The following is a 25,274-nucleotide window of genomic DNA, read 5'->3' on the forward strand; positions in this document are numbered from 1 at the left end:
TAAAAAAGTGACCTGCGTCATATTATTTTTCTATCGATTCTGTCGATTCATGGCGTTAAAACAGCGCGCAGATAATAACGTTGTCGCGTAAAAGGGAATTTACCGCTTCGCTTATTTCCGCGTCGCGAATAAAAACAGTGATATATTAATAGATTACCATTAGTAAACTATAAGCAATATAATAATACAGGATGGCAAACATAAAAACCGGAAAGTCCCTGACATAATATTTCCGACGTATTTCTCAATTATGTATAAATAAAAATTAAAAAAGCCTATGGCGCATTTTTTCGCTTTTAGGATGTTTCTCAAAAACGCACGAAAAATAATCAGCGTGTGTTTATTTCCCGCAGTATCGCCGGCCAGCTATAAAAAAAGCGCCCGCAGGCGCTGGTGAAATAACCGTCGTCACGCAGGGCGAGTCACGAATAGCGCAGCGTCTCCGGCTCGCGGCGCAGAATAACCTCGCCGTGACGCACCGAATAGCGCGCTTTGGCCTGGCGGCGCACCACTTCGTAATCATCCGGGGCATCCAGCACCACCAGATTCGCCGGACGGCCTTCGCCGATGCCATAGTTGTCGCCGAGGTTAAGCGCCCGCGCGCTGTTGTCAGTGACAAAATCCAGGCTGCGCTGCAAATCCTCATAGCCCATCATGTGGCAAATATGCAGCCCGGCGTCGAGCACGCGCAGGATGTTGCCGTTGCCGAGCGGATACCACGGATCTTTAATCGAATCCTGGCCGAAACAGACGTTCATGCCGGCGCGATCCAGCTCCGCCACGCGCGTCACGCCGCGCCGTTTCGGCCAGGTATCAAAACGCCCCTGCAAATGAATGCTTTCGGTCGGGCAGGAGACAAAGCTCAACCCTGCGCGCTTCAGCAGGCGAAAGAGTTTTGAGCAATACGCGTTGTCGTAAGAACCCATCGCCACCGTGTGGCTCGCCGTCACGCGCGCGCCCATGCCGCGCACCCGTGTTTCTTCGGCCAGCACTTCGAGAAAGCGCGACTGCGCATCGTCGGTTTCATCGCAATGCACATCCACCAGGCAACCGGTACGCTCGGCGAGATCCATCAGAAATTTCACCGAGCTGACGCCCTGCTCGCGGGTATTTTCAAAATGCGGAATGCCGCCTATTACGTCCGCGCCCATCTCCACGGCCTGTTCCATCAGCGCCCGGCCCTGCGGAAACGACTCGATGCCCTCCTGCGGGAACGCGACGATTTGCAGATCAATCAGCGCGCGCGCCTCTTCTTTTACCTCCAGCATCGCCTTCAGCGCGGCAAGCGTCGGGTCAGTCACATCCACATGGGTGCGTACATGCTGGATCCCGTGGTCGCGCAGCATACCGATGGTCGTATGCGCGCGGCGTTTGGTGTCTTCATGGGTGATGGTGGCCTTGCGCTGGCCCCAGCGCTCGATGCCTTCAAACAGCGTGCCGCTCATGTTCCATTCCGGCTCGCCCGCCGTCAGGGTGGCGTCCAGATGAATATGCGGTTCCACCAGGGGCGGAATAACAAGCCCGCCCTGCGCGTCGAGGTCGCCCTCACGGGGCGCCTGCATTGCCGTCTGCGGCGTGATGGCGTTGATGAGGCCGCCCTCCAGCACGAGCGTGAACCAGCCTTCGCGGCGGCGTAAACGGGCATTAACGATATTCATAACGGCTCCTGTAAATGAGACTGCGACATGCGCCAGATAACCAGCGCGGCCGAGGCGTTCAGCCGGAACTGGGGGTTATCGACCGGGTAGCCGGTCTGTTTCTCAATCCGTTGCAGGCGCTGGTGCAGCGTATTGCGATGAATATTCAGCCGTCGGGCGGCTTTAATAAGATTACTGTTTTCCTGAAGCACCGCATCGAGCGTTTCAAGCAGCAGCGACGGCGATTTGCGCCCCGGCTCCACCAGCGCGCCGAGCGTCTGCTGGAAAAAGTCATTAAGCAACCCGGGATCGTTAATGGCCGACAGCAGCCGGATAAACCCGAGCTGTTGATAGTCGCACAGACGCTGGCGGGGTTGCAGGCTTTCGGCGATATCCAGCGCCTTGCGCGCCTGGGACAGCGCCCGTGCGTACTGCTGCGGCGCGGATACCGGGCCGGAGATACCGCCCAGCAGCGCCAGCGGCGCGGGAAACCGGCGCGCGTCGAGCCACTCCTTCAGCCACGCCTGCTGCGCGCTGAAATCGTCGCCGTCCGGCAGCAGCAGGATCAGCCGCTCGCCCACTTCCAGCAGCGGCCAGGGATTGCGACGCTGGCTTAAGGCCGCCTCAAGCTGCTGGCGCGCCTGCCGTCTGGCCTGTTGCAGCGCGCCTTCGGCCTGGCCTGCGGGCAGTTTCTGAAACAGCGCGGGCGCGCCATGCAGCCGTAGCGCCACCACCCGCACGCTGGCCGCGATATCGAGCTGCTGGTGCTGGGCGCGCTGGCCGAGCAGCGCGAGATCCGGGTAATCGCCAGTCAGGAGCTGCTGGAGAATATCCCGTCGCGAGCGCAGCTCTGTTTCACGGCGCACCAGCGCGGTGCCGATAAGCTCGGTGACAATCACCATTTTCAGGTGGTAGGGCTGTTCGATAAGCGCAATGCCGAGCGTTTGCGCCAGCGCGATAACCGCAGGCGGAATGGTATGAATAAACGCCTCGCCGGTAAGGATAACCATGCCCGCGATGCCGCTCTGTTTTCCCTCTTCAAGCAGCCGCAGAAGGTTTGCTTCATCGCGCGGGTGGTTGATACCGGTGATAAACACCAGCTCGCCGCCCATCACCCATTCGGCGATGCCCTCATTCTCCGCCACGTAATACCAGCGCACCGGGCGATGCAGCCCCGCGTCGCCCGCCCGCAGGCGCAACGCGTTAAGCCCCTCCAGCGCCAGGATCTCGCGCACCGTCAGGCTCACGGCTGCGGCTCCGCCATCGCACGGCCTGCATTCGCCTTACGTGTGAGACGCGCCAGCACCAGATAACTCGCCGCCGAGACGGCGATGCCCACCAGCGGCGCTATCCACGGCGAAAAGTACGCCGTCAGCGCGCCAAGCGCATAGGCGGCAAGCCCGGCGTAGTTGAAACGCGGCAGGTGAGCCTCGCGCAGCGCCGGGTAGCGCCCGCGGCGGTGGAACCAGTAGTCAGCGATAATCACCCCGCCGACCGGCGGAATAATACTGCCAAGCAGCACCAGGAACGGGATGAGCATTTCATACATGCCGCCGATGGCGAGCAGAATGCCAATGCCCGCGCTGGCGACGGTCAGCGTGCGGCGGCGCTCGCTGCGCAGCAGATGGCAGGCGGCGGCGGAAACGTTATAAATCGTCGGCCCCTGGATGGTCCACAGGTTGAGGCACAGCATAATCACCGCCGCCACCGACAGCCCCTGTAATATCATCACCGCCACGATATCCGCCTGCTGATAAACCACCGCGCACCACGCGCCTGCCACCACCATCAGCCCATTGCCGAGCAGAAAGCTTATCAGGCTGCCGGTAATGGCGGTGCCACTGCTGCGCGCCAGGCGCGTCCAGTTGGTGGCCTGGGTCGCACCGCTTGCGAAGGTGCCGAAGACCATCGTGATCGCCGCCGACCAGCCCAGCGTCTGGGTCGGCGCGATGCTCTGCATCCCCTGCCAGCCGCCTGCGTGGCGGGTCGCCATCCACATTGAGACCACCAGCAGAATAAACATCAGCGGCACCGAGACGCGCGAAAGCAGATCCAGCCCGCGGTAGCCCACCAGCGCGGTTACGCAGAAGGCCAGGCCGAAAAACACCATCAGCGGCGTCGTGATCCACTCCGGCAGCGCGAGCAGTTTCACCAGCGTGATAGCGACCGTGGCGGTGCCCCAGGCATACCATCCCAGCTCCGCGAAGCCGAGCAGGAAATCAGAGAGTTTGCTGCCCATTTCGCCAAAGCAGAAGCGGCCCATCAGCACGGTGTTAAGCCCGCTGCGGGCGGCTATACAGCCGAGCGCTGCCGCGTAGAGCGCCAGCAGGAGGTTGCCGATAACGGCTATCCAGAGCATCTCGACGACAGGAAAGGCGACGCCCAGCTTGCCGCCTGCGAACATCGTGCCGGTGAAAAAGGTAAAGCTGAACAGCACCATTGAGATGGAAAGCAGGCCCTTGCGCCCGGCGGCGGGCGCCTCGCTTAACGGGAATTCGGTGTTCGCTGACATAACGTGTCCTCTGCGAAAAAGTAAAAACGCGATTGCGCAGGGATTGAGCAAGTTATGTGCCAGAAATTGTCGGGCAGAACGGCTACAAAACGGTGTGCAGCATGCACATATTGCGGCGGGAAACGGGAGCCATACGCCCCGTAATTGTGCAGAGTGTCGCGCCCTGCACCACGGGCGGGAGATAAAAAAACGCGCGCCGCCCCGAAAGACGCCGCGCGTGGCGATGATGCTTAAGATCAGTCGAGATCGGCGCCGTTGCTGGCGATCACTTTCTTGTACCACCAGAACGATTTCTTGCGTTTGCGCTCCAGCGTGCCGCGGCCCTGGTCGTCGCGATCCACCCAGACAAAACCGTAGCGCTTGCTCATTTCGCCCGTGGAGGCAGAAACCAGATCGATGCAGCCCCAGGTGGTGTAGCCCATCACCGGAATGCCGTCTTCGATGGCTTCGCGCATCGCCATGATATGCTCGCGCAGGTAGCTGATGCGATAGTCGTCTTCGATTTCACCGTGTTCGTTAAAGGCGTCTTTCGCGCCGAGGCCGTTTTCCACCAGGAAAAGCGGCTTCTGGTAGCGGTCGTACATCATGTTCATGGTGATGCGCAACCCCAGCGGATCGATGCCCCAGCCCCATTCGCTGGCTTCGATATAAGGGTTTTTCAGCGATTTAACGATATTCGCCGCGCTGGTGACCTGGCTGTTCATATCCGCCGAGGCGCAGCGTGAGGCGTAATAGCTAAAAGAGACGAAATCAACGGTATCTTTGAGGATCTCGTCATCTTCCGGCGCTTTTTCAATCACGATGCCTTTTTCGCGGAACAGACGTTGCGTGTACGCCGGGTATGCCCCGCGCGCCTGCACGTCGATGAAAAACAGGTTTTCCCTGTCTTTCTCCAGCGCCGCCCAGACATCTTCCGGCTTGCAGGAGTAAGGGTAGAAGTTACCGCCCGCCAGCATGCAGCCGACCTGGTTTTGCGGGTTCACCTCATGGGCGATGCGGGTAGCGATGGCGCTGGCGATAAGCTCATGGTGCGCAGCCTGATATTTTACCTGCTCCTGGTTTTCGCCCGGTTCAAACACCAGACCCGCGCCTGAGAACGGGCTGTGCAGCAGGATGTTAATCTCGTTAAAGGTGAGCCAGTACTTTACCAGCCCGTCAAAGGCTTCAAAGCAGGTGCGCGCGTAGCGGGTGAAAAACTCCACCATCTTGCGGCTGCGCCAGGAGCCATACTCTTTTACCAGATGCATCGGCACGTCGAAGTGGCAGAGCGTCACCAGCGGCTCAATGTTGTACTTTTTGCACTCGCTGAACAGCGCGCGGTAGAAGGCGATGCCCTCTTCGTTCGGCGTCTGTTCGTCGCCGTTCGGGAAGAGGCGGCTCCAGGCGATGGAAGTACGGAATACCGTAAAGCCCATCTCGGCCATCAGCGCGATATCTTCTTTATAGCGATGGTAAAAATCGATCGCCTCGTGGCCTGGATAAAACTCCTCGTCGCGCCACTCAAAGCGCTTATCCTGCCCGAGTTTCACCGCCAGACGATTCGGACCATGCGGCAGCATATCTACCGTCGTCGGCCCTTTGCCGCCCTCGCGCCAGGCGCCTTCGGCCTGGTTTGCCGCAATGGCGCCGCCCCATAAAAATCCATCGGGAAAAGTGTTGTTGTCCATACGCATCCTCTGTTTAATTCGTTTTTACTGCGGGCGCCTGCGGGGTGAATGCGGCAGGCTGCGCGTTGTCGCGGGCGGGCTGCGCCTCTTCGACAGGAATATCCTCAAAGCCCAGCATCAGCGTCAGGATGAACGACAGCACCACCGCCAGCGCCATCACGCCGAAGACCCAGACAATCGTCATCGGATTCGCCGGATCAAAGAACTGCACGCTGGTAAAAAGCCCCGGCGCCGCCATTGAATGGCTGGCGAGCCCCGCAAGACCGGCGACCGCGCCACAGATAAAGCCGCTGATAAGGCTCGCTACCAGCGGACGCTTCAGCCGCACCGCCACGCCATAAAGCGCAGGCTCGGAGATGCCCGCCACAATCGCGGAGGCCGCCGCGGCAAGCGCCGTCTGGCGCAGTTCCGGGTTGCGGGTGCGCCACGCCACCGCCAGCGATGAGCCGCCGAGCGACAGATTGGCCCCGATTTCCGACGGCATTACCATGCCCTCTTTGCCGGTTTCCGCGATGGTCTGGATGATGGTCGGCGTAAACACGCGGTGCATGCCGGTCATCACCAGAAGCGGCCAGAGTGCGCCCATGATCGCCACCGACAGCCAGCCCAGATAGTCATGGATGGTGTACACCACCGACGAAATGCCGCTGCCAATCCAGATCCCAATGGGGCCTATCAACATAATGGCGATGGGCGAGGCGATAAGCACGATCAGCATCGGCTTCAGGAAGTTCTTGGTCACCGCTGGCGTGATTTTGTCCACCCAACGTTCAATATAAGAGAGTATCCAGGTCATGCAGAGCGCCGGGATCACGGTATAGGTATATTTTACCGCCGTGACCGGAATGCCAATGAAATCGACGGGTTGGCCTTGCGCGGCTTTGGCCATCAGGTCGACGAAGTTTGGATGCACCAGCACGCCCGCGATGGCGATAGCGAGCGACATATTGGTTTTGAACTTCACGGCGGCGGAGGCGGCCACCATAATCGGCAGGAAGAAAAACGCGCCGTCGCCGATGACGTTAAGAATGGTCAGCGTCGGAGCGCCCTTCTCCACCACGCCCGACATCTCCAGCACCATCGCCAGCAGTTTCACCATTGAGCCGCCGATGATAGCCGGGATCAACGGCGACATGGTGCCTATCAGCGCGTCAAGAATGCCCGCGCCGATGCGCCGCAGCGTGATTTTGTCGTTGCGCGGCAGCGCGCGCTCGACCCGCGCGCCTTCCGGCAGCAGCTTCAGGACTTCTGCATACGCCTGGGAAACGGTATTGCCGACGATGACCTGACACTGGTTATCGTTACGTACCACGCCCAGCACGCCGGGGATCGTTTTCAGGCGCGCGGTATCGACCGCGTTGTCATCATTAAGCACAAAACGCAGGCGCGTCATGCAGTGCGTGACAGCCGCCACGTTACCGCCACCGCCAATCGCATCGACTATCGAGCGCGCCAGCGCCACATAATTCTTTGACATGATGGTGAAATCTCTTGTTATCACACGCCGTGGCGCAACACCCGCCCCTGCGCGTTTATTATTTTAAATTCAGGTACTTGCCAGCCAATATGGCGTTAAACGCCCCGTTGCGCTGGCAGGATGATGTAATAGGTAACCGGTTCCACATTAGAGTGATTGCATGAATAAAACAGATCAACTGAAATTTTATTGAGCTTTAAAATCTGTGATGCAGATCGCCATGAAACCGGCGCAAGCGTGCGCCATGTCCTGCCGCGTTGGCGGGAAATGTGTAGAATGTGCGGCACTTAAGCCGAGCCGGAGGGAGAAGATGTCGACAATGCAGGAAGTGGCCAAAAAAGCGGGCGTGTCAAAGGCCACCGTTTCTCGCGTGCTGTCTGGCAAAGGGTATGTGAGCGAAGAGACGCGCAAACAGGTGTTCGACGCCATTGAAGCGACCGGCTACCGCCCAAACCTGCTGGCGCGCAACCTTGCCACCAACAAATCCCAGTGCATCGGGATGGTCGTTACCAACACGCTGTACAGCGGCAGCTACTTTAGCGAAATCCTCTCCCGCGCGGCGAAAAAGCTCGAAGAAAATGGCCGTCAGCTGATTCTGGTGGATGGTAAGCACAGCGCCCGCGAAGAGCGCGACGCCATTGAGTTTCTGCTCGATCTGCGCTGCGACGCCATTATCCTCTACCCGCGCTTTCTCGGCGTCGATGAGATTGATGACATCATCAGCCAGACCCGCCAGCCGGTGATGGTGGTGAACCGCAAACTGCGTAAACACCAGAGTCACTGCGTCTGCTGCGACCACAAAGGCGCCAGCCTTAACGCCACCAGCGCGCTGATTGCGCGCGGACATCGCGATATCGCGTTTATTACTGGCTCACCGGATTCCCCTACTGCGCTGGAACGTCTGGCGGGTTACAAAGAGGCGCTGCGCCAGCACGGCATCACGCCTGCGCCGTCGCTGGTGTCAGAAGGGAAATGGACGCCCGCGAGCGGCGCTGCGGCAATAAAAAACCTGCTGGAGCGGGGCGTGGCCTTCAGCGCGGTTGTCGCCAGCAATGACGATATGGCCGTTGGCGCGCTGAAAGCGCTGACCGACGCGGGCCTTAACGTACCGCGACAGGTGTCGCTGATAGGTTTCGACAACAGCCCGACCGCGCCGTTTTTAAGCCCGGCGCTCGCAAGCGTGAAAGATCCGGTAACCGATATGGTTCACGAAACGATAAATCGGCTGATTTCTATGCTCGACGGTGGCTACCTCTCGCGCGACAACCTGTTTGTTTCTGAGCTTATCCTGCGTGATTCCGTAGGCAACGGGCCTTACTCTGACCACAAATAACCGGCACCGGCACCCCGCCGCCCGCGCGGCGGAATACCTGGTCGCCTTACGGCTCGCTTTTCACCACGTAACGGGTGGCGGCGAAGCGGTTTAAGATGAGGTGCACTAAAAACACCATCGTGAGGGTTATCAGCAGCGACACGGTGACGGAGCTGATGCGATAGAGATCGCTGAAGACCAGATCGGTGTCGGGATGCAGATTCTGACCGAACATAATGCCGAGCGTGGTGATGCTGGCGAAGCCGACGCCCGCGCCGACCTTTTCCATCACGTGCAGTCGGGCGCTGAACGCAAAACCGAGCGCGATAAGCGGCATCATCAGCACCATATGGCTGCTGTGATCGTAAAGCACCAGCTGGACCAGCAGCACGTAAAGACAGCCAATCACCACGCCCACCACGCGCCACAGCGAGCTTAACACCGCGCCGCGATAGTGCATGGGGAACAGGATCAGAATGCCCGCCATCAGCGCCGAGAGCGAATCGCTCAGGTCCGCCATCTGAAACACGACAAAATTCAGCGTCGCCACCGTGCCGGAGAGCAGATATTCATGGCGCACCCGCGCGGCGTCTTTTTCAATCAGCGGCGGCGGCTTACGCGGCTCCACGTCCGGCAGCAGATAATGCATCAGCGCGCTTAAGCCCACGGCCATCACGCTCGCTTCCATGTTGGAAAACAGCAGCGTGTGCCAGTCGCTGGTCGGGTAGCTCATAAAGTTGAGCATTACGCTCTGACAGACCACGCCCATTGAACCGAAAAGAAACAGCGGTCCTTTGCTCATAAAGCGAAAACGCATCACGTAAAGCAAAAAAACCACGGCCGTCATAATCACCGGCCATTGCGAAAGGTAGCCGACGATAATCACCATTTCGACGCAGTTCAGGGCCGCGCTGAAGATAAACTGTTTCGCGACGTGGCGGTTGAAAACGGGCACCAGCGACAGCAGCATGATTGGGTAGATAACGAAAAAAACGCCGTAACTGGTGTTGTAAAAGCTTGAAATACTGAGCGCCGTGACGCCCGCCGCCATGATGCGCAGCGTCTGGCGAAAATCATTCGCCGTGTAGACAATGTTGCCGTGCGGCGTAAAAACCCGCGCCAGCGTATTAATAGACATAATGCAGCAGGCTTATCAGGTGAATTTGCAGCCCGGAGAAGAAACGGGCGAACGGGCCTTCGCTGTTGTAGAGCTGTACCGTGGCGCGTGCGCCGGTCGGCAGCGGCTGCGGCAACGGCTCGTCGAGCGCCACGTGAATGCGCATACGGCGTGCGTCGCGCACCCAGCGGTTCGACTCCTCCGGCTGAGACAGTTGACCATTGACTGCCTCCTGCCCTGCCAGTATCCCGGCGTCATGGCTGGTCACATGAGCGTGAAACACCTGCCCCGGCAGCGCGTCGAACACCACGGCGGCATCCGTCCCGGCATGGGTATGGCGCAGGCTTTTTTCACGAAAGTCAGCGACGATGTCCGTCTGTTCGCTCACCAGCGCCAGCGCGGGCGTACCGGCGGCGGCGTACCAGCCGGGGCTTAACTGCAGGTTACTGACGGTGCCGTCGGCCTCGGCGCGGATCTGCGTCCAGCCGAGATTCAGCTGCGCGTCCTGCAGCGCGTTACGGTATTTTTGCAGCGTGACGTTGCGCTCATCATCGCGCTCGCCGCGCTCGATGGTCAGCTCGCTGATTTTCGCCTCAAGCTGCGCCACCGCCTGTTCGCTGGTCTGCCAGGTGGTGCGCACTTTATCAAGATCCTGCTGCGAGACGTTTTGCAGCGCGCTCAGGCGCTGATAGCGGTCAAAGGTGACTTTATCGTTGCGGGCCGTCAGACGGGCGGTATTGAGGTTCGCCCTGGCGGCGACGATTTGCGCATCAAGCTGACTGTTGGCGAGTTTCGCCTGACGCAGGGCGATTTCCGCCGCCTCGACGCGGTTGGCGAACGGCGAGGCGTCGAGTTCAAACAGCAGATCGCCTTTCTTCACGTGGCTGTTATTGGCGACATGCACTGCCGCCACATAGCCCGACACGCGCGAGGAGACCGGCGTCACGACGCGCATCACGGTGGAATCCGGCGTCAGCGGGATCCAGATATCGGCGAGGATAAAGTACACAAACATCGCCAGGAAAGTGGCAATACTTACCCTTACCCAGCGGGCAAATTTTTGTTCCGGAGTCATCATAATTATTGTGTGTTATCGAGGTCTTCTTCGCGGATCGTTCGCAGATTACGCGCGATGTGATTTAACGTTTCGCTGAAGATGTCCATATCCTGCGCGGGAATATTTTGCGACACGCGCGCCTGGTAACGCGCAATCACCGCGTTTAGCGTGGCGAGCACCGCCCTGCCTTCTTCGGTGAGCGACAACAGGCGAATGCGTTTGTCGTACGGCGACGTGCTACGCGCCAGATAGCCTTTACTTTCAAGGCATGCCAGCGTGCGCATCAACGGCGGCAGCTCAATGCCCTGCACCTGCGCCAGTTCGCTGACCGAAATGTTATCCCCCTGTTGATCAAGCTGCATCAGCACCGTCCAGCCCGATTGCGTCAGGCCGGTGTCGGTAATGGCATTGTCGATAATCGCGCGCCACTGGCGGACAATCATCGCCATGCGCATGCCCATCGGACGGCGGGCGAAGCGTTCATCTTCAGTCATCGGAGGCTCCCTTCAGTCAGCGGGAGGGCAAATTAATACTTATCAGGGTAAGTATCAAGAAACGGGCGGGGAAAAGGCATGGATTGCGAAACGCGCGGGCCGCCGTGCGGGGCAGGCGGCCCGAAAAACCGGCAGGGTTACTGGCTAAGACGGCTTGCGATAAGCCGCAGTTCATCGGCGATTTTACGCATATCCGGCGTGTCGTCCGCACGCGGGCCCGTCGAGTGGCGGATAACCAGCCGCGCGGGCAGGATCGATGAGAGCCTTGAGACGTCGCTTTCGCTCGCCTCCAGCAGACGGCGCACCGCCTCTTTGCCCTGCATATCGAGATCGAGCGATACGGTCGTCAGCGCCGGGTAGAAAAACGAGCTTTCATAAGTGTCATCGTAGCCAATCACCGATTTCTGGCCTGGAATAGAGAGCTGCTGCTGGTGAAAGGCGCTCAGCACGCCGAGCGCCATCTGATCGTTCGCCACCAGCACGGCGGTAAAATGCGGCGCCTCGCGCAGCATTTGCAGCGCGCCCGCGTAACCACTCCGGGCATCCCAGTTGCCGTGCAGCACCGTGACCGGTTTTAAGCCGTAGCTTTCCAGCGTTTCAAGCCAGCTTTTCAGACGCAGGCGCGCGGAGACCGAGTGCTCCGGGCCAGCCAGCAGCGCGATATCGCGATGCCCGAGTTCGTATAAATACTTCACGCTCGCGCGCGTGCCATCAGCCGGATTAAAAGAGACGTTAAACACAGAGCTGTACGGGTCCACATCCAGAAAAAGGCACAAAATGTCGTCGTTCTCAGCGGCGATTTTCTCGGCTTCCTCGGTCTCCAGCGGCACGTTAATGATAACCTTATCCACCAGCTGTGACTTGAGCTCGTTGATAGAATCCTGAATTCCCTGGCTGACGTTCTCATCAATCATTGAGATCAACACCTGGTAGCCATCCAGATTTGCGTAACGTTTCACCGCCGCAGCCACCTGCGAAGGCGCATGCAGCGCCAGCGACGTGGTTACCAGCCCGAGCGTCATACTCTGCTTGCCGACCAGTTGCTGCGCCAGCCGGTTTGGCACGTAACGCAAATGAGCGATCGCCTCTTCGACCTTGCGGCGCGTGGCTTCAGAGACATTCGCCGACTTATTCAGTACACGGGACACCGTCTGGTAGGAAACCCCCGCATGGCGGGCGACATCTTCCAGTGTGGCGCTTTTAGACTTCATCTTCCGGTTCCTTTTTCGTGGGCTGGGCTGATTGTAACAGGGGCCAGCCGGAAAAACCTTTTCTGCACAAATCCTCGTTATCCTTACGCTGCAATAAGTACTACGTTCACAATACATAAAACTCGTGAGAAACATCACCGTTCGTTACAAAATAGCCTGATTTCTTTGCACTGAGTCACAATTAATTAAGATCAAATTTGCCTGATATTTCGTAAAGGCGTTTTATGGCTGCGGTTATGTGAACGTAATACAAAACAATAAAAGAGGTTACTATGAACACTACGCTACGCACAGTGGCCGTTGCGTTAGCCGCCGCGCTGACTTCACCCTGCCTGATGGCAGCCTCATCCTCTGTACCTATTGATTTTCATGGCTATTTGCGTGGCGGCGTGGGCGTCTCGCAAGACGGCGGCCAGGAAGAGTGGCAGAAAAATAAGCTGGGGCGTCTCGGTAACGAAACCGACACCTACGGCGAAGTGGAGCTGGGCTCCGAAGTGTATAAAAAAGACGAAGTCAGTTTCTATGTCGACAGTATGGTCAGCATGGTGTCTGACGGCTCCAATGATAATGAAAGCACGCTGAATGACGATGCCGAGTTTGGCCTGCGTCAGTTAAACCTGCAAATCAAAGGGCTTGTCCCGGGCGATCCGAACGCCGTGATCTGGGGCGGTAAACGCTACTATCAGCGCCACGATCTGCACATCATCGATACCAAATACTGGAACATCTCCGGCTCCGGCGCGGGGATTGAAAACTACACCGTCGGGCCGGGTGCCGTCTCATTCGCCTGGATCCGCGGTGACGCTAACGATCTCGACTACCGCGTGGACGGCGATAACGACGTCAACATCAACTACCTCGATCTGCGTTATGCGGGCTGGAAGCCATGGGCGGGCGCCTGGACAGAGTTCGGTATTGATTACGCGATGCCCAACCCGACCGACAAACAGAAAGAGTACGGCGGTCTCTATGAAGCCGATAACGGCGTGATGCTGACCGGCGAAATCAGCCAGGACATGCTCGGCGGCTATAACAAACTGGTGTTGCAGTACGCCAACAAAGGGCTTGCGCAGAATATGGTGTCTCAGGGCGGCGGCTGGTATGACATGTGGAACTATGTCAATGACGCCAGCGGGTATCGCGTGATCAACACGGGCCTTATCCCGATCACCGACAAGTTCTCCTTTAACCATGTCCTGACCTGGGGCTCGGCGGACGACATCACCGCCACGACCGATAAATCCCGTCTCTTCTCGCTGGTGGGCCGCGGCCAGTATCAGTTTACCCAGTACGTGCGTCTCATCGGGGAAGTGGGCGGGTTCTGGCAGAAAGAGACCTACAACAACGGCACGGATTTCAAACAGAGCGGCGAAAAATACACGGTCGCGCTGGGTCTCGCCGACGGCCCGGATTTCATGTCGCGCCCGGAACTGCGCGTATTCGCCTCTTATCTGAACGATTCGCAGAACGGCAAATCGTTGCAGGACGGCACCGCTGACGATACCTGGAACTTCGGCGTTCAGGTGGAGGCCTGGTGGTAAGTCGTTGTCTCCTGACGCTAACCGCGCGTCAGGTAGCGCAGGCGGCAGCGGCCCGAAACCGCCGTCGCCAGGCGCTGTTTACTGCGGTAATGCAGGACAAGCGTTGTATCTCTGAGAAGTCTGGCACATCCATCAAGGCGTAAGCCGCTGATGCACCCTCGTTGCCTTTTGCGGGATAACCTTTTATGCAGGGTTATCCCGCTTTTTTTACCTGCCCGTAAAGCGCTCATCCAGCAGTTTTCGCAGCGCGTCAGACTGCTTGCCGAAAATCGCGTGCACCTCCTGACCGAGAATAATCACGCCCAGCGCCCCTTCGTCCTGTAAGGCCTGCGAATCGACGCGGGTTAAATCCTTTACCTTTACGCGCAGGCGCGTCATGCAGGCGTCAACGCTGTCGATATTGTCCTGCCCGCCGAAATCCGCCACCAGGCGCGCGATTTGCTTTCGCTCCTCGTCGCTTAAGGCAATCGTGCTGGCGGGCTGCGGGCGGGTAACGTGGTGAAGAAACGATTTCAGGCTAACCATAGCGGCTCCTTGTTCAGGCAGAGAATAAAAAAGCGCCCGTTCGGCTGAACGGGCGCGCAGGGAGAGGTTTCAGGCGAGGCGGCGGCGCAGAATGCGGCACCCCCACGGGGCGAGCGGCAGCTTGCCGCTGACGGCGTCGCCGGTCAGCATATCGGCGCAGCCCTCCGGCAGCGTCACCGACTGCGGCGCGCCGGTGTAGTTTTCAACGAAAATAAACGCCGATTCGCCATCCTGACGGGCGTGCGCCGTGACGCCTGGCGGGAAGTCCGCCTCCAGCGCGCGTGGCAGCGACAGCTCGTTAATAATGTTGGCGAAGAAATCGCGCTGGAAGGCGAGGTCGTTACGCGAGGCCACATACCAGGCCTTGCCCGCGCCAAACGCGTTAACGGTCACCGCCGCGCGTCCGGCGTAGAAATCATCGCGATACGTCGCAAGCGCCGTCGCGCCTTCGGTGTGGATCAGATCGCACAGATGGCGCACCTGATACGGCCCCTGTAGCCCCGCTTCATTGCCCGCCAGCCCCTGAATCAGATTGCGTTCGCCTTCGGCAAGGCAGTCTATCTCTTCGGCCCAGATGCCCAGCAGCTTACGCAGCGGGCCGGGGAACCCGCCCAGATGGCAGAGATCGGTGTCGTTAACGATGCCGCTCCAGTAGGTCGTCACAAAGTGGCCGCCCTGTTCGACAAATGCCTCAACGCGCTGCGCGAACCCGTCGCGCACCATATAGAGCATCGGGGCGATAACGAGTTTATAGCGGCTGAGATCGGCGTCGGCGTTGATGATATCGACCGCGATCCCCTGCTCCCAGAAAGGCCGGTAGTGTTCTGCGACCGTCTTTTCATACTCCAGCCCCAGGTTGCGCGGGCCCTGCGCGTCGTCCATCGCCCAGCGGCTTTCCCAGTCGAAAATCACCGCCATCTGCGCGTCCACCCGCGCGCCGACCACCGGATCGAGCTGGCTTAAGATATCGCCAAGCTGCGCCACTTCGCGCCCGATGCGGGTGTCGATATGGCCGACATGATCCACCACCGCGCCGTGGAATTTCTCTACCGAGCCGCGGCTTTTACGCCACTGGAAGTACTGCACAGAATCCGCGCCGTGCGCCACCGCCTGGAGTGAAGAGAGAATATGCATCCCCGGCTTTTTCAGTTTGCTGGTGGGCTGCCAGTTGGTGGTGCCCGGCGTCGACTCCATCAGCACAAACGGTTTGCCTTGTTTTAAGGTGCGCATCAGGTCGTGATACATGGCCGTGTAGCAGGCGAGCTCGGTTTCGTCTTTATCGCGGTGCCACATTGGGTAGCTGTCCCAGGAGATAAAATCGAGCGGTTCGGCAAGCTGCCAGTAGTCGTAATCGTAGAAATACTCCATGAAGTTAGTGGTCGCAGGTAATTCCGGGTTCACCGCCTTTAGCGGGGCCAGTTCGTGACGGCAGAAATCGGTCACCTGCGCGGTGTTAAAGCGCCGCCAGTCCAGATTCAGGCCGTGAATGGAGTTTTCGCCCTGCGGCGCCGGGGATTCAATCTGCGACCAGTCGGTAAAGGTGTGGCTCCAGAAGGTGCTCCACCAGGCCTCGTTGAGTTTGTCGAGCGTGCCGTAGCGCGCCTTCAGCCAGCCGCGGAAATTCTCCTGGCACAACCCGCAGTGGCATTCGCCGCCATATTCGTTAGAGATATGCCAGCCGAGCACCGCCGGATGGTGCGCGTAACGCTCCGCCAGCAGGCGGTTGATGGTCGCGGTTTTTTCCCGATAGACCGGCGAGCTCATGCAGTGGTTATGGCGACCGCCGTGCAGCGCCGGTACGCGGTCGCGCCCGACGCGCAGCACCTGCGGGTATTTCTGCGACATCCATGCAGGACGCGCGCCGCTCGGCGTGGCGAGGAAGACATGCACGCCGCCCTGATAGAGCTTGTCGATAATCTCATCGAGCCACTCGAAGCGGAACACGCCCTCTTCCGGCTCAAGCTTCGCCCAGCTGAAAATGCCGACCGACATGACGTTGCATTTCGCCTGCTGCATCATGGCGATATCGCTCTCAACGGTGCCGGGATAGTGTTCCCACTGCTCCGGGTTGTAGTCCGCGCCGTGCAAAAGGGCGCTGACCTTCGGACTTAAAGGCGCAAATTTGTTCATGTTAAGCTTCCTGATACCGCATACCCGTCCGGTTTCCCCCGGCAGGCGTCATGGCCTGCCGGGTCAATGCATCGGGGTATAAAGGGAATAATAAGGATTAGTTAAAGACGTTCACCGAGGGCAGAACCTGCCCGTGGCAGTCGAAAAACGCCTGGTTTTCGCGGGCGTTGCCGGTTTTCCATTCGTCGTGGATATACTTCATGCCCGCCGGCGTCGCCCAGGTGTTGCCGGGCACGGCAATCCAGGCCGGTTCCCAGTAGAAAATGCCTTTGCCGCGATGGTTCTCGACATTCGCCACGCTCTGCATCAGGTCATGCACGTAGTCGTACTGGCCCTGTACCGTCGCCGGGTAGCCGCCATCTTTTTCTTCTTTCTGCTGGAAGCTGTTTTCGGCGTTATCGCAGTTCTCCAGCGTGTACGCATAGGCAGCTTCCACCACGATCACGTCTTTGTCGTAGCGCTTGCTGATGTCGTCCATATTGGCTTTGAGCGCGCTGATGGGGCCGTTCCAGTAGGTGTACATCGACAGCCCGATGACATCGAACGGCACCTGACGTTTGGTGATTTCATCGAACCACCAGCGGAAGGTGTCGTTTTTGGTGCCTTCGGCCAGATGCAGCATGATTTTCACCTGCTCGCCCTGGGTGAGATTTTCACGCAGGCCGCTGATGGCCGCGTTTAGCAGGCCCGCGAGACGGTCAAACTCGCCGCCGCCCTGCCCCCAGCTTTTGCCTTCCGGCCACAGGATGCCGCCGTTGATTTCATTGCCGATCTGCACCATATCCGGCAGCACGCCCGCCTTTTTAAATGCAGCGATCGTGTCGCGGGTGTAGTCATGGATCGTGGTTTTGAGCTGGTCGTAATTCTGGTTTTCCCAGGCTTTCGGCTTGAACTGTTTGCCCGGATCGGTCCAGAAATCGCTGTAGTGGAAATCGAGCAGCAGCCGCATGCCCTGCGCTTTAACACGTTTGGCCAGCGCAAGCGTCGTAGCGAGATCGTTGGTGCCGCCGCCGTAAGGCGCGCCCGCGCTGTCTTTTGGGTCGACCCACAGGCGCAGACGCACGTAGTTGACGCCGTTCTCACGCAGAATAGTCAGCGCGTCCTGCGGTTTGTGGTTCGCATCGTAGAACGTCGCGCCCTGGCGCTCCAGCTCCGGCAGCGTGGAGATATCCGCGCCCTTAATAAAATCGGCCGGGAGAGAGAGCGGCTTCGGCGTTATCTGCGTCGTACTGGCGGCGAAAGCGGAAAAACAGCAGGCCAGCGAGGCGGCAAGCAGTGCGGGTTTACACAGTTTCATCAGATTATCCTTTGGTACTGCCGGAGGTCAGGCCGGAGACGAAGTATTTCTGTAAGGCCAGGTAGAGAATGGCGACGGGTACGGCAATCAGCACTGCGCCTGCGGCGTAGGTGGTGTAGCTCGCGCCCATCTTCTGCGCCACCAGGTTATAGAGCCCGATAGGCAGCGTGTATTTATCCGGCGTGCGCAGAATCGTGCTTGAGAGAATGAAATCGCCGAGCGGCCCGGTGAAGGAGAACAGCGCCACCACCGCCACGATGGGTTTCGAGAGCGGCATGATGATTTCGATGAAAATGCGGAAATTGCTGGCGCCGTCCATGCGCGCGGATTCGTCGAGATCTTTTGGGATCGCGTCGAGATAGCCCTTCATCAGATACGTATTCATCGGGATCATCCCGGCGACGTAGATCAGCACCAGCGCCAGATGACTGTTAATCAGCCCGAGCAGTTGTGAGAGCACGAAAATGGCAATCAGCGCCGAGAACTGCGGGATCATCTGCAACAGCAGGAACAGCATCAGCCCGTTCTGGCGTCCTTTAAAGCGAAAGCGCGAGAACGCGTAGGCGGTGAAGCTAACGCTGATAAGCGTCAGCACCATCGTCATAAAGCTTATCTTCATCGAGTTCCAGTACCAGGTGAGGTAATTCACCTGGCCGTTAAAGAGATCCGCATAATGCTGGAACGACAGGTTTTCCGGGATTATTGAACTGCTGAGCAGGCTGTTGCCCGCATTCAGCGACGCGCCGATGGTCCAGATCAGCGGATAAATAATAATCACGCTCACGGTCAGGATCAGTAGCCACGAGAGCGAGAGCCGCAGCCACTTTTCCTGTTTCATGCTTTGTCTTTTGGCCATGACGTCTCCTTATGCCGTCTCGTCATTTTTGAACGACTTCGTGGCGCGGAACTGCCACAGCGCCAGCCCTACCACAAAAATGGAGAGCAGAATGGTTATCGTCGCGGCGATGGCGTACTGGGACGAAGACATCGTCAGCTTGTAGATCCAGGAGACCAGAATATCGGTGCCGCCTGCGTTCGAGCCGGCCACCGCAGGGCCGCCGTTGTTAAACAGATAGATGATGTTGAAGTTGTTAAAGTTGAACGTGTATTGCGTGATGATGATGGGCGCAATCGCGTAGAGCACCAGCGGCAGCGTAATGGTGCGCAGACGCGTCCAGGTGCTGGCGCCGTCCATCTTCGCCGCTTCATACAAATCGTCCGGGATCGCCTGCAACACGCCGGTGGTCATCGCGAACACAAACGGGAAGCCGAGCCAGGTCTGCATCATAATGAGCGCGGTTTTGGTCCAGAACGGATCGGTCATCCAGGGTTTCGGCGCGATGTTAAAAAACGCCAGGATCGCGTTGTTAATCACCCCGAAGCTGTCGTTAAACATCCCGGCGAACACCAGAATGGTGACAAAGCCCGGCACCGCCCACGGCAGAATGAAAATGGTGCGGATAAGCGGCTTGAAGCGCAGATCTTTCTGGTTTACCAGAATCGCCAGCAGCACGCCTACGGTGCACTGGAACGTAGTGGCGAGCAGCGTCCAGACCACCGTCCATTGCAACACGTCAAAGAATGTCGAGCGCCAGATGGAGAGCGTGAAAATATTGACGAAATTCTTCAAGCCCACCCAGTCCACCAGCTTTGCAGGCGGCGTGTGGTAGAGGTTGTAGTTGGTGAAGGCTATCGCAAACCCAAACAGGATCGGGAATACCACCAGAAACACCAGCAGGATAAAGCCGGGCGCAATCATCAGATACGGAAAGCCGTCCGAGAGCAGCAGCTGATACTGTTTGCGCACGCTGCTGAGCGTCAGCCCCTCGTCGCGTCGCTTGCCGTTCACCCAGGCATCGCGCAGCGAGAAGTAATAGACCGTCACCCCAAAGCCCACGACAAGCAGGCTCAGAATGCCTTCCGCCAGCAGGAAGATGGAGTTATCGCGCGGCACCTCTTCACCCAGCGTGTAGAGCCCCCACAGCCCGACACGCAGGAAATCGTGAAACACCCCGAGAAAGCTTGCCAGCAGCACCAGGAAGGTGACGCCTTTTAGCCACTGACGGTTATAAAACTGGCCCACGCCCGGCAGCAGAGCGCAGAGCAGCGCGCACCAGGCGTGTCGGCCCGCCCCTCTGGCAACGGGCATCTTTTCGCTGGGACTGATAATCACACACGGCTCCTTCTGAAAACGGGAGGCGCCCCTCCCGCTTTTGACTGTTCATCCGGCGACGCCCGCAGGCGCCGCCAGGTACGGCTTACTGATTACTGGCCTGCATCGCTTCTATCTGCATGGTTATCTGTTTCACCGCGTTATCGAGCGCGGTTTTCGGCTCCTGCTTGCCGGTGACGCTCAGCTCCAGCGCGGCGTTGGCCGGCGCCCAGACTTCACCCATTTCAGGAATGCCCGGCATCGCGCTGGCGCGGGCCGCCTGTACCGCGACGGCGCTCGCTTTCTGATCGTCTTTAATCACAGGATCTTCCATCAGCGACACCAGCGGCGGGATCTCACGGGTCGCGATGTAGCGCGTTTTCACGTACTTCGGCTGGTTGATAAACTCGATAAACTGCTGCGCCAGCGCTTTGTCTTTGCTCCAGGTGGAGACGACATAACCTTTCACGCCGAGGAACGAGCTCATCGGCTTGCCGTCCGGCAGCGTCGGCAGCGGGGCCACGCCGTAGTTAATGCCAGCGGCTTCGTAAGGCTGGAACGCCCACGGGCCGTTAATCACCGCCGCCGCTTTTTTCTCGGTAAACAGCGAATCAATGGCGTTCAGGCCGTTATCACCGATGATGCCCGCCGGAAAGACTCCGTCGGCGTAGAATTTTTTCAGGAAGGTGACGGCTCCCACCGCGCCGGGTTTGTTCAGGCCCACATCGGTGGCATTGAACCCGCCTTTGTCGTTTTTACCGAAGATGTAGCCGCCCATCGGGCCGATAGCGCCCCAGCTGTAGTAGATCTGGTCAAACTTGGCGAGCAGGCCGTACTGGTTCTTCGCGCGCTGCGCTTTAGAGAAGTCATACCAGGCTTGCAGGCTGTCGAACGGTTTTTCGACCAAATCTTTGTTGTAGATAAGCACCAGCGTTTCGACGGCTTTCGGCACGCCGTACTGCGCGTTATCCATGCGGAACGCGGCGATGGAAGACGGCGTAAACGCGTCGGTCTGTTTTTTATCGATGCTGAGCGGCGTTAACAGCCCCTGCACCACCGCGCCGCCCAGCTGATCGTTTGGGATCACCAGCACATCCGGGCCGATCCCCGCCGGGCCATCGAGGCGCAGCTTTTCAAGCTGCTGGGCGAACGGCATCTCCTGCATATTCACTTTCACGTCGTACTGCTTTTCAAAATCCGCCACGGCATCCTTAATTCCGGCGGATTTTTTAATGTCTTCCCAGACGTTAAGCTGTCGGGCCGCCGCCTGGACGCTGGCGCTGGTCAGCGAGCCGGTCATCAGGGCGGAAAGCACCAGGGCGGTAAGTATGTTCTTTTTCATTATCAACCTCATGTGAAGGTATAACAAACAGGCGGTTTTTATTGAATGTGGTCGTTCTGTTTTAAAACCCGATCGCTGTCACCACGCAGCCTGAGAAGGACAGCTTAGCGAGAGTTCATTTTGTTATACGCTACGCTGCCAACCCTGATAACTCTACAAAAAACTGTGCGTTGTGTGATCGTCATTACAGAAATGAAAAGCGGCGATAGGGGGCGAAATCCGGGGAAGTTATAGTCATGGCACTGATTTAAAGCCGTTGCGCATCATTCCGCTGAATTGTTACACGTAATACAAAAAGAAGTTCAGCGCCCGTCTGTCACGCCAGCGGCCACCACGGCTTACACTTTCGAGGAACCCTGATGTCCAGCATAAGACTGAGGAATGTCACCAAACGGTTCGGGAAAACCGAAACCCTGCACAATATCAATCTCGATATTGCCGATGGCGAATTTGCGGTGTTCGTCGGGCCGTCCGGTTGCGGAAAGTCCACGCTGCTGCGCATGATCGCGGGCCTGGAAGAGGTGAGCGACGGCGAAGTGCTGATCGGCGATGAAGTCATGAACGACGTGGCGCCCGCGCACCGCGGCGTGGCGATGGTGTTTCAGTCCTACGCGCTCTACCCGCATATGACGGTGGCGGAGAACATGGGCTACGGGCTGAAGGTCAACAAAGTGCCGAAAGATCAGATTCGTCATCAGGTGGAGATGGTGGCGAAAACGCTGCAACTCTCGCACCTGCTGGATCGCAAACCGAAGCAGCTTTCCGGCGGTCAGCGTCAGCGCGTGGCGATTGGCCGCGCGATTGTGCGTAACCCGCAGGTGTTTATGTTCGACGAGCCGCTTTCAAACCTTGACGCCGAACTGCGCGTGGAGATGCGCCTGCATATCGCAAGGCTGCATCAGGAGATGAAAACCACGATGGTTTATGTCACCCACGATCAGGTCGAGGCGATGACGCTCGCCGATAAAATCGTGGTGATGAACTACGGCAAAGTGGAGCAAATGGGCTCGCCGATGGAGCTCTACTACAACCCGGTGAATAAATTCGTGGCCGGATTTATCGGCTCGCCGAAGATGAATTTTCTGCCCGCGACCGTCGCGCACTGGGAAAAAGGCGCGCTGGACGTGACGCTCTCGCAGGGTAAAACGCTGCGTCTGGCGCTCGATACCGCGCCGCTGAAGCCCGGCGATGCCGTCACGCTCGGTATTCGCCCGGAGCATCTCTCGACTAACGCGCAGGCAGACGTCACCCTCACCTTTAACTGCGAGGTGGTGGAACGGCTCGGCAACAACACCTATCTGTTCGGTCAGTGTTACGGGCATGACAATGTGAAGATTTTGCTGCCCGGCGACGTGCATTTTCGCCCGTGGCAGGCTGTCGAGGTGGGCTTCAGCCCGCGCGACTGTATGGTGTTTGACGCAGACGGCCTGCGCATCAGCGCGCAGACGGACGTGCCGCACGCGCATTAATCACGCTCCGCATCGGCCCGCAACGGGCCGGTGTTTTCCTGCCTTTACGCCCCGCTTTTCGGATTTCACAAAGATCCCCTCCCCTGATTACTGTATATAATACCAGTGATTTACGCGCTGACCTGTCATCCGTTTAAGGAGGAACCATGTCGACATTATCGTTATCCGTTACCAATCCCTTCACCAGTGCCCCCGCGCAACCCGCGCCTGCGCCCGTCGAGCTGCCAGAGCCGCGCCGCATTCGCGTGAGCTACGCCAGTCGTTTTCACGACGGGGTGAATCTGGCGGCGCTCACCCTGCGCGGTCGGTGGCTGGAAGAAGCAGGGTTCCCTACCGGCACCGACGCCGACGTAAGGGTGATGCCTGGCTGTATTGTTATTACGGCGCGCCCGCCGGAGCCAGAAGAGCCACCGGTGATGAAATCCCTGCGCCGCGTTTGCAAGTTGTCTGCCCGCAAGCAGCAGCAGGTGCAGGAGTTTATCGACGTCGTCGCCAGTAAGCGTAAAAAGGCAGAATGAACGCGCGCGCAGCCGCCGCGTCGCAGGTTTAGCGCATGTCATCACGTCGCAGCCCGACATCGCGCAGCTGCTCGTCGCTCATTCGGGTCAGTACCTGACGCGTGCGGGCGCGCAGCCGCCAGGCTTTCCAGGCGCGCCACAACAGCGTAAAGCCGATAAACGGCCGGCGGGGTCGGTTCTCATGAAATTCCATCGTCGCTCTCCTGTTTAACGCAGAGCCTTATGATGGTCGCGATCGCCGGTTGCAATACAGATTCAGAGAATATCTTTTTTGACCATACAGAATAGCGACACAGGCGGCTGAAAGGCGTATTCTGCCGTTATCTGTACTGGTTTAAGTATCTGTACTGTATTAATGGAGCATACAGCATGACGCGTTATCAGCATCTGGCCAGCCTGCTGGCGGAGCGTATCGAGCAGGGCCTTTATCGCCACGGAGAAAAACTGCCGTCGGTACGCAGCCTGAGCCAGGAGCATGGCGTGAGCATCAGCACGGTGCAGCAGGCATACCAGGTGCTGGAAAACCAGCAGCTCATCGTGCCGCGCCCGCGTTCGGGGTATTTTGTCGCGCCGCGCAAAATGCAGCCGCCGGTGCCCGCGATGACACGCCCGGTACAGCGACCGGTTGAAGTCACCCAGTGGGATGAAGTAATGATGCTGCTGGACGGACGCGGTGATAAAAGCCTGACGACGTTCGGCGGCGGCGCGCCGGATATCTCGCAGCCCACGCTCAAACCGCTGTGGCGGGAGATGAGCCGCGTGGTGCAGCATAATCTTCAGGAGGTGTTCAGCTATGACGATCTCGCGGGCAGGCTGGAGCTGCGCCAGCAGATAGCGCGCCTGATGCTGGATGGCGGCGCGAATATCACCGCCGATGAGCTTATCATCACCAGCGGTTGCCACAATGCGCTCTCCGTCGCCCTGCTGGCGGTCTGCAAGCCCGGCGACATCGTTGCCGTGGAATCGCCCTGTTATTACGGCACCATGCAACTGCTGCGAAGCTTTGATATCAAAGCGATTGAAATACCGACCGATTCGCAGACCGGCATCAGCGTCGAAGCGCTGGAACTGGCGCTGGAACAGTGGCCGATTAAAGGCGTGATCCTGGTGCCGAACTGCAATAACCCGCTCGGTTTTATCATGCCCGAGCCACGCAAACGCGCGGTGCTGGCGCTCGCTCAGCGCCACGACATTGTGATTTTTGAAGATGATATCTACGGCGAGCTCGCCATCGATTATCCACGGCCCCGCACCATAAAATCCTGGGATATCGACGGGCGCGTCATACTGTGCAGCTCATTTACGAAAACGCTCGCCCCCGGCCTGCGGGTCGGCTGGATAGCGCCAGGGCGCTATCGCGAACGCGTGCTGCAAATGAAATATGCCGCCAGCGGCACCAACGTGCCCGCGACACAACTTGCGGTGGCGGCGTTTATCCGCGAAGGTCACTATCACCGGCATCTGCGCCGTATGCGGCTGCACTATCAGCGGCAGATGGAGATCTACACCTGCTGGGTGCGCGAATACTTCCCGTGCGGAATTTACGTCACGCGGCCTAAAGGCGGGTTTATGCTCTGGATAGAGCTGCCGGAGAGCGTCGATATGGTCTGTGTCGCGCGCCAGCTCACGCGCCTGAAGATCCGCGTGGCCCCCGGCTCGCTCTTTTCCGCCTCGGGCAAATACCGCAACTGCCTGCGCATCAACTGCGCGCTACCGACAAGCGAGCGTCACCAGCAGGCGCTGAAGCAGGTCGGCGAGGCGCTGCATCATGCGATGGAAGAGAGCTAAGCTTTGGATAAATCTCCTGTCGCAACAT

Annotated in this window: 22 protein-coding genes; 6 read left to right on the forward strand and 16 right to left on the reverse strand. The window is 58.6% G+C overall.

Going from position 1 to position 25,274, the window contains the following annotated elements; genetic code table 11:
• Positions 1-422: 422 nt before the first annotated feature.
• The 5 genes from codA to ascF all read right to left on the reverse strand — a co-directional run bounded on the left by codA (position 423) and on the right by ascF (position 7,293).
• On the reverse strand, positions 423-1,658 hold the full coding sequence (gene codA, locus AFK63_RS15660) for a cytosine deaminase (RefSeq protein WP_038865198.1): 1,236 nt from the start codon (positions 1,656-1,658) through the stop codon (positions 423-425).
• Positions 1,655-2,884 (reverse strand): PucR family transcriptional regulator, encoded by a 1,230-nt coding sequence (locus tag AFK63_RS15665; protein WP_038865200.1) that lies wholly within the window; start codon positions 2,882-2,884, stop codon positions 1,655-1,657. The genes codA and AFK63_RS15665 overlap by 4 nt, the downstream gene beginning before the upstream one ends.
• Entirely contained in the window at positions 2,881-4,149 is a 1,269-nt protein-coding gene (gene codB, locus AFK63_RS15670; protein ID WP_038865202.1) for a cytosine permease, read from the reverse strand. The genes AFK63_RS15665 and codB overlap by 4 nt, the downstream gene beginning before the upstream one ends.
• 236 nt (positions 4,150-4,385) lie before the next feature.
• Positions 4,386-5,816: a 6-phospho-beta-glucosidase gene (locus AFK63_RS15675; protein WP_038865204.1), complete on the reverse strand. Its 1,431-nt coding sequence runs from the start codon at positions 5,814-5,816 to the stop codon at positions 4,386-4,388.
• Between the two features lie 13 nt (positions 5,817-5,829).
• Entirely contained in the window at positions 5,830-7,293 is a 1,464-nt protein-coding gene (gene ascF / locus AFK63_RS15680) for a PTS cellobiose/arbutin/salicin transporter subunit IIBC (RefSeq protein WP_038865206.1), read from the reverse strand.
• 310 nt (positions 7,294-7,603) lie between these two features.
• On the opposite strand from ascF, the gene AFK63_RS15685 reads away from it, so the two are divergent.
• On the forward strand, positions 7,604-8,626 hold the full coding sequence (locus AFK63_RS15685; protein WP_038865208.1) for a LacI family DNA-binding transcriptional regulator: 1,023 nt from the start codon (positions 7,604-7,606) through the stop codon (positions 8,624-8,626).
• 46 nt (positions 8,627-8,672) lie between these two features.
• Here AFK63_RS15685 and AFK63_RS15690 read toward each other — a convergent pair whose 3' ends face one another.
• The 4 genes from AFK63_RS15690 to AFK63_RS15705 all read right to left on the reverse strand — a co-directional run bounded on the left by AFK63_RS15690 (position 8,673) and on the right by AFK63_RS15705 (position 12,484).
• On the reverse strand, positions 8,673-9,743 hold the full coding sequence (locus AFK63_RS15690; protein WP_038865210.1) for a DUF2955 domain-containing protein: 1,071 nt from the start codon (positions 9,741-9,743) through the stop codon (positions 8,673-8,675).
• Positions 9,733-10,800: an HlyD family secretion protein gene (locus AFK63_RS15695; RefSeq protein ID WP_038865212.1), complete on the reverse strand. Its 1,068-nt coding sequence runs from the start codon at positions 10,798-10,800 to the stop codon at positions 9,733-9,735. The genes AFK63_RS15690 and AFK63_RS15695 overlap by 11 nt, the downstream gene beginning before the upstream one ends.
• A 2-nt stretch (positions 10,801-10,802) precedes the next feature.
• Complete coding sequence (locus AFK63_RS15700) at positions 10,803-11,273, reverse strand: MarR family winged helix-turn-helix transcriptional regulator (RefSeq protein ID WP_038865214.1); 471 nt, start codon at positions 11,271-11,273, stop codon at positions 10,803-10,805.
• Positions 11,274-11,410: 137 nt separating this feature from the next.
• Positions 11,411-12,484 carry a LacI family DNA-binding transcriptional regulator gene (locus AFK63_RS15705; protein ID WP_038865216.1) on the reverse strand — a complete coding sequence of 358 codons (1,074 nt, stop codon included), beginning with the start codon at positions 12,482-12,484 and terminating at the stop codon, positions 11,411-11,413.
• A 272-nt stretch (positions 12,485-12,756) separates the two neighbouring features.
• Between AFK63_RS15705 and AFK63_RS15710 the strand changes: the two genes are divergently transcribed.
• On the forward strand, positions 12,757-14,025 hold the full coding sequence (locus AFK63_RS15710) for a maltoporin (protein ID WP_038865218.1): 1,269 nt from the start codon (positions 12,757-12,759) through the stop codon (positions 14,023-14,025).
• Positions 14,019-14,168: a hypothetical protein gene (locus AFK63_RS21425; protein WP_155884336.1), complete on the forward strand. Its 150-nt coding sequence runs from the start codon at positions 14,019-14,021 to the stop codon at positions 14,166-14,168. Before AFK63_RS15710 ends, AFK63_RS21425 begins: the two co-directional genes overlap by 7 nt.
• A gap of 64 nt (positions 14,169-14,232) precedes the next feature.
• On the opposite strand, the gene AFK63_RS15715 is transcribed toward AFK63_RS21425, so the two are convergent.
• From AFK63_RS15715 to AFK63_RS15740, 6 genes are all read right to left on the reverse strand, one after another.
• The gene (locus AFK63_RS15715; RefSeq protein WP_038865220.1) at positions 14,233-14,550 is read right to left on the reverse strand and encodes a glucose PTS transporter subunit EIIB; all 318 of its coding nucleotides are present in this window, start codon (positions 14,548-14,550) and stop codon (positions 14,233-14,235) included.
• Between the two features lie 69 nt (positions 14,551-14,619).
• Positions 14,620-16,680, reverse strand: coding sequence for a beta-galactosidase (locus tag AFK63_RS15720; protein WP_053531583.1), 2,061 nt, complete (start codon positions 16,678-16,680; stop codon positions 14,620-14,622).
• A gap of 97 nt (positions 16,681-16,777) precedes the next feature.
• Entirely contained in the window at positions 16,778-17,977 is a 1,200-nt protein-coding gene (locus tag AFK63_RS15725; protein ID WP_038865230.1) for a glycoside hydrolase family 53 protein, read from the reverse strand.
• A gap of 4 nt (positions 17,978-17,981) precedes the next feature.
• Positions 17,982-18,833, reverse strand: coding sequence for a sugar ABC transporter permease (locus AFK63_RS15730; protein WP_038865231.1), 852 nt, complete (start codon positions 18,831-18,833; stop codon positions 17,982-17,984).
• A 9-nt stretch (positions 18,834-18,842) separates the two neighbouring features.
• Entirely contained in the window at positions 18,843-20,126 is a 1,284-nt protein-coding gene (locus AFK63_RS15735) for a carbohydrate ABC transporter permease (RefSeq protein ID WP_108695681.1), read from the reverse strand.
• 109 nt (positions 20,127-20,235) lie between these two features.
• Positions 20,236-21,471 carry an extracellular solute-binding protein gene (locus AFK63_RS15740; RefSeq protein ID WP_038865240.1) on the reverse strand — a complete coding sequence of 412 codons (1,236 nt, stop codon included), beginning with the start codon at positions 21,469-21,471 and terminating at the stop codon, positions 20,236-20,238.
• Positions 21,472-21,830: 359 nt separating this feature from the next.
• On the opposite strand from AFK63_RS15740, the gene AFK63_RS15745 reads away from it, so the two are divergent.
• Positions 21,831-22,940 carry an ABC transporter ATP-binding protein gene (locus AFK63_RS15745; protein ID WP_038865242.1) on the forward strand — a complete coding sequence of 370 codons (1,110 nt, stop codon included), beginning with the start codon at positions 21,831-21,833 and terminating at the stop codon, positions 22,938-22,940.
• Between the two features lie 146 nt (positions 22,941-23,086).
• Complete coding sequence (gene symE, locus AFK63_RS15750; protein ID WP_038865244.1) at positions 23,087-23,458, forward strand: endoribonuclease SymE; 372 nt, start codon at positions 23,087-23,089, stop codon at positions 23,456-23,458.
• Positions 23,459-23,486: 28 nt separating this feature from the next.
• Here symE and AFK63_RS20695 read toward each other — a convergent pair whose 3' ends face one another.
• Entirely contained in the window at positions 23,487-23,651 is a 165-nt protein-coding gene (locus AFK63_RS20695; protein ID WP_071603737.1) for a DUF1127 domain-containing protein, read from the reverse strand.
• 176 nt (positions 23,652-23,827) lie between these two features.
• Between AFK63_RS20695 and AFK63_RS15755 the strand changes: the two genes are divergently transcribed.
• Entirely contained in the window at positions 23,828-25,246 is a 1,419-nt protein-coding gene (locus AFK63_RS15755; protein ID WP_038865246.1) for an aminotransferase-like domain-containing protein, read from the forward strand.
• Positions 25,247-25,274: the final 28 nt, after the last annotated feature.

The sequence above is a fragment of the Cronobacter muytjensii ATCC 51329 genome (genome assembly GCF_001277195.1).
GTDB lineage: Bacteria > Pseudomonadota > Gammaproteobacteria > Enterobacterales > Enterobacteriaceae > Cronobacter > Cronobacter muytjensii.